This is a genomic window from Parafrankia sp. Ea1.12 (assembly GCF_900465275.1).
Taxonomy (GTDB): Bacteria; Actinomycetota; Actinomycetes; order Frankiales; family Frankiaceae; genus Parafrankia; species Parafrankia soli.
Window position 1 is genome coordinate 1 of sequence record NZ_UBIZ01000725.1, and the last position, 347, is coordinate 347.

A 347-nucleotide genomic window follows, 5' to 3' on the forward strand; every position below is an offset into this window, starting at 1 on the left:
GAACGTGGCCACCGGTTCCGGTTCCTCATCCGTGACCGTGATACGAAATTCACGGCTTCCTTCGACGCTGTCTTTGCCGGGGCCGGTATCGACGTGGTGCGCACACCGCCACAGTCGCCGCAGGCGAACGCGATCGCGGAACGCTGGGTCGGCACCGCCCGCCGCGAATGCACCGACAGGCCGCTGATCATCTCCGAACGGCACCTGACGTCAGTCCTCGACAGCTACGCGAAGCATTTCAACACCCACCGACCCCACCGCTCCCTCCGCCAGCACCCACCCGACCCGCCACCCGCAGTCGCCCCGACGCCGGATTCCACCGTCCGTCGCACACGCATCCTCGACGG

Annotated in this window: 1 protein-coding gene; it reads left to right on the plus strand. The window is 67.4% G+C overall.

From position 1 onward, the window contains the following. On the plus strand, positions 1 to 347 hold a 347-nt coding region (locus FMEAI12_RS35980), incomplete at both ends, for an integrase core domain-containing protein (protein WP_235015161.1).